This window comes from Pseudomonas cyclaminis (assembly GCF_015163715.1).
Classification (GTDB): domain Bacteria; phylum Pseudomonadota; class Gammaproteobacteria; order Pseudomonadales; family Pseudomonadaceae; genus Aquipseudomonas; species Aquipseudomonas cyclaminis.
Genome location: NZ_JADDUM010000163.1, coordinates 1 through 7,914 on the forward strand (window position 1 = coordinate 1; position 7,914 = coordinate 7,914).

Below are 7,914 nucleotides of genomic sequence, written 5' to 3' on the forward strand. Positions count from 1 at the left end.
ATCCAGGCCCAGCTCGGCGGCGCGCACAGTCAGGCGCGCACCGTCGGCCAACACCGTGTCGGCGCCGGTCAGCACCACGCTGGCCTCGGCGCGCAGACGCTGCACGGCGGCGCGGGCGGCAGGGCCGGTGATCCATTGGCTTTCGCCGCTGGCCATCGCCGTGCGGCCGTCCAGGCTCATCGCCAGCTTGACCCGCACAAACGGCAGGCCGTGTTCCATGCGCTTGAGAAAACCCGGGTTCAGCGCCCGCGCCTCACTTTCCAGCACGCCGCTGCGAATCTCGATCCCGGCCTGGGCCAGGCGCTGCATACCGCGCCCCGCCACTTCCGGATTGGGGTCCTGCATGCCAGCCACAACGCGTGCAACGCCCGCACTCACCAGCGCATCGGCGCACGGCGGTGTGCGACCGTGATGACTGCACGGTTCGAGGGTCACGTACACGGTGGCGCCACGGGCCTTGTCACCGGCGGCGCGCAGTGCATTGGGTTCGGCATGGGGTTCGCCGGTGCGCTCGTGCCAGCCTTCGCCGACAATCTGGCCATCTCGCACGATCACGCAGCCCACCCGAGGGTTGGGGTGGGTGGTGTAGCGGCCCTTGCGCGCCAGTTCGAGGGCGCGGGCCATGTAATGGGCGTCGAGGACAGTTTGTTCAGCGGTAGGTGGGATCATGGTTTGACCGGCTCACGGGCCAGGCGGTCGATCTCTTCGCGGAACTCATTGAGGTCCTGGAAGCGTCGATACACCGAGGCGAAACGGATATAGGCGACTTCGTCGAGCTTTTGCAGCTCGCCCATCACCAACTCTCCCACCACCAGGCTCTTGACCTCGCGCTCGCCGGTCGCCCGCAGCTTGTGCTTGATGTGCACCAGCGCCGCTTCCAGCCGCTCGACACTCACCGGGCGTTTTTCCAGGGCGCGCTGCATACCGGCGCGCAGTTTTTCTTCGTCGAAGGGCTGGCGGCTGCCGTCGGACTTGATCAGACGTGGCAATACCAGTTCGGCGGTTTCGAAGGTGGTGAAACGTTCACCGCAGCCAGAGGCCAGGCATTCGCGCCGGCGACGTACTTGATCGCCCTCGGCGACCAGACGCGAGTCAATGACCTTGGTGTCGTTGGCACCGCAGAAGGGACAGTGCATGGTGGCAGGCAACAAAAAAAGGGAGGGCCATGGTAGCGCATCCCTGTGGCAAGACAAGCCATAGCCTTTACGGTATATAGGCGGGCTATTATGTTTCTTACATTTCAAGTCACGGATTTTGTCCTTTCTGGAGCCGTACATGCAGTTACGACCACTTGTTTTGCTCACCCTGTTCAGTGTCCTGGTCGCCTGCAGCAGCGAAGCCCCCAAACCTTCCACGCCCCAACCGGTGCCCGCGCAAGAGAAAAAAGTCCCGGGCATTGAAGACCTCGGCCCCCTGCCCGCCTACCAGCGTGAAATCAACGGCAGCCTGACCAACGTGCCCGCCGGTGCCGAAGTCGAGATGGCCCTGCTGGTGATCGACGACCGCTCACGCCCGCAACAACTGCTCGCCAGCAGCGTGCTGACCGGCAATGGCAAACCTCTGGCCTTCCGCCTGCGCTTCAACCCCGAGGCCTTCCCGGTCGGTGCGCGGGTTGAACTGCGTGGCCGCGCCAGCCAGTCCGGGCAGTTGATCCTGCACCTGCCCGCCGTGCGCATCACCCAGGCAATCACCCAGACCACCGGCCCCCTGGAACTCGTCAAGGCACCATGACGCCACCGTTGGACTTGCAGCGCGCCCTGAGCGAACTGATCGGCGACGCGCAACTGGTGCCCTGCCCGCTGCCGGGCACCGAGCTGTCGTTGTGGCTGCTGGATGCGGACAACATGGACCGCGCCTTCAGCCCCGAAGAAACCCGGCGCATCCTGCATGAGCCGCCCTACTGGAGTTTTTGCTGGGCCAGCGGCCTGGCATTGGCGCGGTATTTGGCGGCGAACCCCGAGTGGGTCGCCGGCAAGCGCGTGCTGGATTTCGGTGCCGGTTCCGGCGTGGCCGCGATTGCGGCGATTAAAGCCGGCGCGTTGGAAGTCGTGGCCTGCGATCTGGACCCGCTGGCCTTGGCCTCTTGCCGCGCCAATGCCGAGCTCAATCACGTGGAATTAACCTATTCGGCCGACTTCTTCGCCGAAGCCGACCGCTTCGACCTGATCCTGGTAGCCGACGTGCTCTACGACCGCGCCAACCTGCCGCTGCTGGATCACTTCCTCAGCCGCGGCCGCGAAGCACTGGTCGCGGACTCACGGGTGCGCGACTTCCAACACCCGGCTTACCAACGCCTGGAAATCCTCGATGCGCTGACCCTGCCAGACCTGGCCGAGCCTTGGGAGTTTCGCAAGGTGAGCCTGTACCATTCGCGACGCCAGCCCTTATAGTTGCCCCATTCCCGCTTTATTCGAGACGCCCCATGAGTGAGCCCACGCCGTACATCTTCGACGTCACCTCCGCCACCTTCGACCAGGCGGTGATTCAGAACTCCTTCGAAAAACCCGTATTGGTGGATTTCTGGGCCGAGTGGTGCGCGCCGTGCAAGGCGTTGATGCCGATGCTGGCGCAGATTGCCGAGAGTTATCAGGGCGAGTTGCTGTTGGCCAAGGTCGATTGCGAAGCCGAGCAGGACATCGTTGCGCGCTTTGGCATTCAAAGCCTGCCGACGGTGGTGCTGTTCAAGGATGGCCAGCCAGTGGACGGTTTTGCTGGCGCGCAGCCGGAGTCGGCGGTGCGTGCACTGTTGGAGCCCCATGTGCAGATGCCAGCGCCAAAAGCGGCTGACCCGTTGGTGCAGGCCCAAACGTTGTTTGCCGAAGGTCGCATCAGCGATGCCGAAGCCGTACTCGTCGCGCTGCTGGGCGAGGACAACACCCACGCTGCCGCGTTGATCCTGTACGCACGCTGCCTGGCCGAACGTGGTGAGCTGGGTGAAGCGCAAACCGTACTCGACGCCGTGAAAAGCGACGACCACAAAGCCGCGCTCGCCGGGGCCAAGGCGCAAATCACCTTCTTGCGCCAGGCCGCCGACCTGCCGGACGCGCCGACTTGAAAAGCCGCCTGGCGCAAAACCCGCAGGACGATGAAGCCGCCTATCAGTTGAGCGTCCAGCAACTGGCGCGCCAGCAGTACGACGCCGCGCTGGAAGGCCTGCTCAAATTGTTTGTCCGCAACCGCAGCTACAGCGAAGGCCTGCCGCACAAGACCTTGCTGCAAGTGTTCGAGTTGCTGGGCAATGACCATCCACTGGTCACCGTGTACCGCCGCAAGTTGTTTGCCGCGCTGTACTAATCACCGATCCAACTGTACAGCGGCGTATCCCCGCCGCTGCTCACCTTGACCTTGGCGCTGTGGCGCAGGCGCACCAACAGGCGTTTGCCCGCCGAGGCGTCGCCAGCCAGGGCTTCCAGTTGGTCGAGCAGTTCCAGGCCAGTGAGTTGCCCGGCGCTGCGCAACAGGTCCAGGGCGTTCTGCCACAGATCCTCATTTTGTTTAACCGGCGCCGCGGTCGGCGCAGTCGGGGTTGGTGCGGCCTGCAGCTGCGCGCCCAGCCGTGCCCAGTCGCCGTCGTCCAGTTCCAGGGTCAAGTCCACCGGCAGGTCGCCGACGGTTCCACGAATTCGCAACATCGTCCTTACTCCTGCAGTTTTTCTGACGGGCATGCTCCCATGCGGCTTGCGCAACGCCAAGCAGACGGTCAAACTCTCGGCTCTATTGTTATAAGATCACATAACATAACTTTCATGTTCTGGAGCTTTCCCATGCGCCGCCTGCTGCTCGCTTTGCCGTTCGCCCTGCTGCCACTCGCCATTGCTCACGCAGCCGACGAGCATGATCACGACCACGAACACGGCAGCCTTGGCGCCCACGAGCACGGCGTCGGCCGCCTCAATGCCGTACTCGACGGCCAGGCTCTGGAGCTTGAGCTGGACAGCCCGGCCATGAACCTGGTCGGTTTCGAGCACGTCGCCACTACTGCGGCCGACAAAGCCAAGGTCGCCGCCGTGCGCAAACAGCTGGAAAACCCAGCAGCCCTGTTCAACCTGCCCAAGGCCGCCGGTTGCGTGGTCAGCAGCCAGGAACTCAACAGTCCGTTGTTCGGCGACAAGCCGGAGGCCGACCACGATGATGATGACGACCATGACCACGACGCCAAGGACGGCGCCCACGAGCATCATCACGACCACAGCGAAATCCACGCCCATTACCAATTCACCTGCGCCACGCCGACCGCTTTGAGCAATCTGGACCTGACCCAGGTCTTCAAGACCTTCCCCGCCACTAAGAAAATTCAGGTACAACTGATCGGCCCGAGCGGCCAGCAAGGTGTTGACGCCACGGCCACAGCAGCCACCCTGAAGTTCTGAGTTCACATGACCCAAGCACTGATCGAACTGTCTGACCTGGGCTTCAACTGGCCCGGTCACCCACAGTTGCTGGACATCCCCGCGTTCCGCCTGGACGCGGGGGAAACCCTGTTTCTCAAGGGCCCGAGCGGCAGTGGCAAGACCACGCTGCTGGGCCTGCTGGGTGGCGTGCAGACCCCCAGCCGAGGCAGCATTCGCCTGCTAGGCCAGGAGCTGACCGAACTCTCGGCCGGCGCCCGTGATCGTTTCCGCGTCGACCATACCGGCTACGTTTTCCAGCAATTCAACCTGCTGCCGTTCCTGTCGGTGCGCGAAAACGTCGAGTTGCCTTGCCACTTTTCCAAACTGCGTGCGCAGCGTGCAAAGCAGCGCCACGGCAGTGTCGACCAGGCCGCCGCCACGTTACTCGCGCATTTGGGCTTGAAGGATAAAGACCTGCTGGAGCGCCGTGCCGACTCGCTGTCCATCGGCCAGCAGCAACGGGTGGCCGCCGCCCGTGCGCTGATCGGTCAACCGGAACTGGTGATCGCCGACGAACCCACCTCGGCCCTGGACTACGACGCCCGCGAAGCTTTTCTGCAATTGTTGTTCGCGGAATGCCGCGACGCTGGCGCCAGCCTGTTGTTTGTCAGCCACGACCAGAGCCTGGCGCCGTTGTTCGACCGCAACCTGTCGCTGGCCGAACTCAATCGCGCCGCCACGCCCGTAGAGGTTTGAGATGTATTTGTTTCGTCTGGCCATGGCCAGCCTGGCTAACCGCCGCTTTACCGCGATCCTCACCGCGTTTGCCATCGCGCTTTCAGTCTGCTTGTTGCTCGCCGTGGAACGGGTGCGCGTTGAGGCGCGCAACAGTTTCGCCAGCACCATCAGCGGCACCGACCTGATCGTCGGTGCGCGCTCCGGCTCGGTCAACCTGCTGCTGTATTCGGTGTTTCGTATCGGCAACGCCACCAACAATATCCGCTGGGACAGCTACGAGCACTTCGCCGCCAACCCCCAGGTGAAATGGGCGATCCCGATTTCCCTCGGCGACTCCCATCGCGGCTACCGGGTGATGGGCACCAACGAATCCTACTTCGAGCACTATCAGTACGGCCGCAAGCAAAACCTCGAACTGGCCAGTGGCCGTGCCTTTGCCACCGACCCGTTCGAAGTAGTGCTCGGCGCCGAGGTGGCCGATGCCCTGCATTACAAGCTCGGCGACAAGCTGGTACTGGCCCATGGCGTGGCGGTGGTCAGCCTGGTGAAACACGATGACAAACCGTTCACCGTGGTCGCATTCTCAAGCGTACCGGCACGCCGGTGGACCGCACGCTGCACATCAGCCTGGGCGGCATGGAAGCGATCCATATCGACTGGCACAACGGCGTGCCGGCCCAGGGCAAAGGCCGTATCAGCGCCGACCAGGCACGCAACATGGACCTGACCCCGCAGGCCATCACCGCCTTTATGCTGGGCCTGAACAACAAGATTTCCACCTTCGCCCTGCAACGGGAGATCAATGAATTCCGTGGCGAGCCGATGTTGGCGATCTTGCCGGGCGTGGCGTTGCAAGAGCTGTGGAGCATGATGGGCACCGCCGAAAAAGCGCTGTTCGTGATCTCGCTGTTCGTGGTGCTGACCGGCTTGATCGGCATGCTCACCGCCATCCTCACCAGCCTCAACGAGCGACGGCGCGAAATGGCGATCCTGCGCTCGGTGGGTGCACGGCCGTGGCATATCGCGACGTTGCTGATCTTCGAAGCGTTCGCCCTGGCCCTGTCCGGCGTGATCGCCGGCGTGGGCCTGCTGTATGTGTGCATCGCCGCGTCGCGCGGGTATTTGCAGGCCAATTACGGGCTGGACCTGCCGATGTCCTGGCCAAGCGAATATGAATGGACCTTGCTCGCCGGTATCCTGGCCGCTGCGCTGTTGATGGGCAGCGTGCCGGCCTGGCGCGCCTACCGACAATCCTTGGCCGATGGCCTGTCCATACGACTGTGAACAGCAGTTGCAAGTCTTGAGCTTCAAGCGGCAAGCAAACCGGCATTTACTTGTAACTTGCCACTTGCAGCTACCCATTAAGGAGTCTTTATGCGTCGTGCCCTGTTCGCACTGTTGTTGCTGGTGGTCGTTCCGGCCTGGGCGGATGAGCAGCCCAAGGATTTGTCCTGGCAAGAGATGATTCCGCCGGACGCGCCGCCGGAAGTCCCCAATATGAAACCGCTGCACGACCTGTCGAACATGGCCGACGCCCTGTCCGTCGAAGCCGCGCCCGCGGCCAAGCAGGACTTGCCCAACGCGCCGGTGGTGCAGAGCCTCAATGGCCAGCACATCCGCCTGCCGGGCTATATCGTGCCGTTGGAAGTCAGCGAAGAAGGCCGCACCACCGAATTTTTGCTGGTGCCGTATTTCGGCGCGTGCATCCACGTACCGCCGCCGCCGTCGAACCAGATCGTGCATGTGAAAAGCGAAGTCGGCGTAAAACTCGATGAGCTGTACCAGCCGTATTGGATTGAAGGCGCGATGCAGGTCAAGCCGTCTACCAGCGAACTGGCCGACGCCGGTTACCAGATGGAGGCCGAGAAGATTTACATGTACGAGCTGCAGGAATAACCCTGATCGCCCTTTCATTGAGCTGAGTCAACAGACCAGACGGAACGATCTTTACCATTGGACGTACAACTTTTAAACGTCCTTTGGAGCTCCCATGAACAAGTCTCTGCTCGGCGCGTCCCTCTTCGCGCTCGCCCTCGTCGCCCCCCTCGCCCATGCTCACGAAGCGGGTGACATTCTGGTTCGCGCCGGTGCTATCACCGTGAACCCGAAGGCCGACAGCAGTACCGTCAAGGTTGACCAGGGCCCGCTGGCCGGCGCCAACCTGGGCGGCAAGGCGACCATGAGCAGCGACACCCAGCTGGGCCTCAACTTCGCCTACATGCTGACCAATCACGTAGGTATCGAACTGCTGGCCGCCACGCCGTTCGAGCACGACGTGAAGATCAAGGGCACCGCCCTCGGCGCCGCCAATGGCAAGCTCGGCACCCTGAAACACCTGCCGCCGACCCTGAGCGTCGTGTACTACCCGCTGGACAACAAGTCCGCCTTCCAGCCGTATGTCGGTGCCGGTATCAACTACACCTGGATCTACGATGAACACGTAGGCAGCCGTGCCCAAGGGGCTGGCTTCAGTAACTTCAAGGCCGAGAACTCGTGGGGTTGGGCTGCGCAGATCGGCGCGGACTACATGATCAACGACAAGTGGATGATCAACGCCCAGGCGCGCTACATCGACATCAGCACCAAGGCCACCGTGGAGAACAACGCCGTGGCGCCGGGCACACGGGCCAAAGTCAATGTGGACGTCGACCCGATGGTTTACATGGTGGGTATCGGCTACAAGTTCTAAGCAACATCACAAAACCCAAATGTGGGAGGGGGCTTGCCCCCGATAGCAGAGTGCCAGCCAACAGATTCGTTGGCTGATCCACCGCTATCGGGGGCAAGCCCCAATGCCAGTCAGTTAAGGAGGAACACTGTAACTGTGGTGAGCGGGCTTGCCCCG

Annotated in this window: 9 protein-coding genes and 2 pseudogenes; 8 read left to right on the plus strand and 3 right to left on the minus strand. The window is 62.7% G+C overall.

From position 1 onward, the window contains the following. Together ribD and nrdR are read right to left on the minus strand one after the other, a co-directional pair. The coding region (gene ribD / locus IQK56_RS19855) for a bifunctional diaminohydroxyphosphoribosylaminopyrimidine deaminase/5-amino-6-(5-phosphoribosylamino)uracil reductase RibD (RefSeq protein ID WP_193901796.1) at positions 1-669 on the minus strand (669 nt) is incomplete at its 3' end. Continuing rightward, positions 666-1,136 carry a transcriptional regulator NrdR gene (gene nrdR / locus IQK56_RS19860; RefSeq protein ID WP_160385008.1) on the minus strand — a complete coding sequence of 157 codons (471 nt, stop codon included), beginning with the start codon at positions 1,134-1,136 and terminating at the stop codon, positions 666-668. The genes nrdR and ribD, both read right to left, overlap by 4 nt. Before the next feature lie 139 nt (positions 1,137-1,275). Here nrdR and IQK56_RS19865 point away from each other — a divergent pair, with 139 nt between their 5' ends. From IQK56_RS19865 to trxA, 3 genes and pseudogenes are all read left to right on the plus strand, one after another. Then, positions 1,276-1,731: a YbaY family lipoprotein gene (locus tag IQK56_RS19865; RefSeq protein WP_150762001.1), complete on the plus strand. Its 456-nt coding sequence runs from the start codon at positions 1,276-1,278 to the stop codon at positions 1,729-1,731. Next, a complete protein-coding gene (locus tag IQK56_RS19870) occupies positions 1,728-2,390 on the plus strand; it encodes a class I SAM-dependent methyltransferase (RefSeq protein WP_193864311.1) in 663 nt (220 codons plus the stop codon). The genes IQK56_RS19865 and IQK56_RS19870 overlap by 4 nt, the downstream gene beginning before the upstream one ends. A gap of 32 nt (positions 2,391-2,422) precedes the next feature. After that, positions 2,423-3,294 (plus strand): annotated as a pseudogene (gene trxA / locus IQK56_RS19875) (thioredoxin). Here trxA and IQK56_RS19880 read toward each other — a convergent pair. Next, positions 3,291-3,632: a hypothetical protein gene (locus tag IQK56_RS19880; RefSeq protein ID WP_122307043.1), complete on the minus strand. Its 342-nt coding sequence runs from the start codon at positions 3,630-3,632 to the stop codon at positions 3,291-3,293. The pseudogene trxA and the gene IQK56_RS19880 overlap by 4 nt on opposite strands. Positions 3,633-3,764: 132 nt before the next feature. Between IQK56_RS19880 and IQK56_RS19885 the strand changes: the two genes are divergently transcribed. From IQK56_RS19885 to IQK56_RS19905, 5 genes and pseudogenes are all read left to right on the plus strand, one after another. Then, a complete protein-coding gene (locus tag IQK56_RS19885; RefSeq protein ID WP_150761998.1) occupies positions 3,765-4,370 on the plus strand; it encodes a DUF2796 domain-containing protein in 606 nt (201 codons plus the stop codon). A 6-nt stretch (positions 4,371-4,376) separates the two neighbouring features. Continuing rightward, a complete protein-coding gene (locus IQK56_RS19890) occupies positions 4,377-5,087 on the plus strand; it encodes an ABC transporter ATP-binding protein (RefSeq protein WP_193864309.1) in 711 nt (236 codons plus the stop codon). Position 5,088: 1 nt separating this feature from the next. Continuing rightward, a pseudogene (locus IQK56_RS19895) lies at positions 5,089-6,353 on the plus strand (ABC transporter permease). Between the two features lie 90 nt (positions 6,354-6,443). Then, positions 6,444-6,965, plus strand: coding sequence for a DUF3299 domain-containing protein (locus tag IQK56_RS19900; protein ID WP_122307040.1), 522 nt, complete (start codon positions 6,444-6,446; stop codon positions 6,963-6,965). A gap of 94 nt (positions 6,966-7,059) precedes the next feature. Further along, on the plus strand, positions 7,060-7,758 hold the full coding sequence (locus IQK56_RS19905; RefSeq protein ID WP_099584622.1) for an OmpW/AlkL family protein: 699 nt from the start codon (positions 7,060-7,062) through the stop codon (positions 7,756-7,758). Positions 7,759-7,914: the final 156 nt, after the last annotated feature.

Coding starts and splice junctions, on each gene's coding strand:
- IQK56_RS19880 (WP_122307043.1), bottom strand. CDS start 3,632: ATGTTGCGAATTCGTGGAACCGTCGGCGACCTGCCGGTGGACTTGACC.
- IQK56_RS19885 (WP_150761998.1), top strand. CDS start 3,765: ATGCGCCGCCTGCTGCTCGCTTTGCCGTTCGCCCTGCTGCCACTCGCC.
- nrdR (WP_160385008.1), bottom strand. CDS start 1,136: ATGCACTGTCCCTTCTGCGGTGCCAACGACACCAAGGTCATTGACTCG.
- IQK56_RS19905 (WP_099584622.1), top strand. CDS start 7,060: ATGAACAAGTCTCTGCTCGGCGCGTCCCTCTTCGCGCTCGCCCTCGTC.
- IQK56_RS19890 (WP_193864309.1), top strand. CDS start 4,377: ATGACCCAAGCACTGATCGAACTGTCTGACCTGGGCTTCAACTGGCCC.
- IQK56_RS19900 (WP_122307040.1), top strand. CDS start 6,444: ATGCGTCGTGCCCTGTTCGCACTGTTGTTGCTGGTGGTCGTTCCGGCC.
- IQK56_RS19865 (WP_150762001.1), top strand. CDS start 1,276: ATGCAGTTACGACCACTTGTTTTGCTCACCCTGTTCAGTGTCCTGGTC.
- IQK56_RS19870 (WP_193864311.1), top strand. CDS start 1,728: ATGACGCCACCGTTGGACTTGCAGCGCGCCCTGAGCGAACTGATCGGC.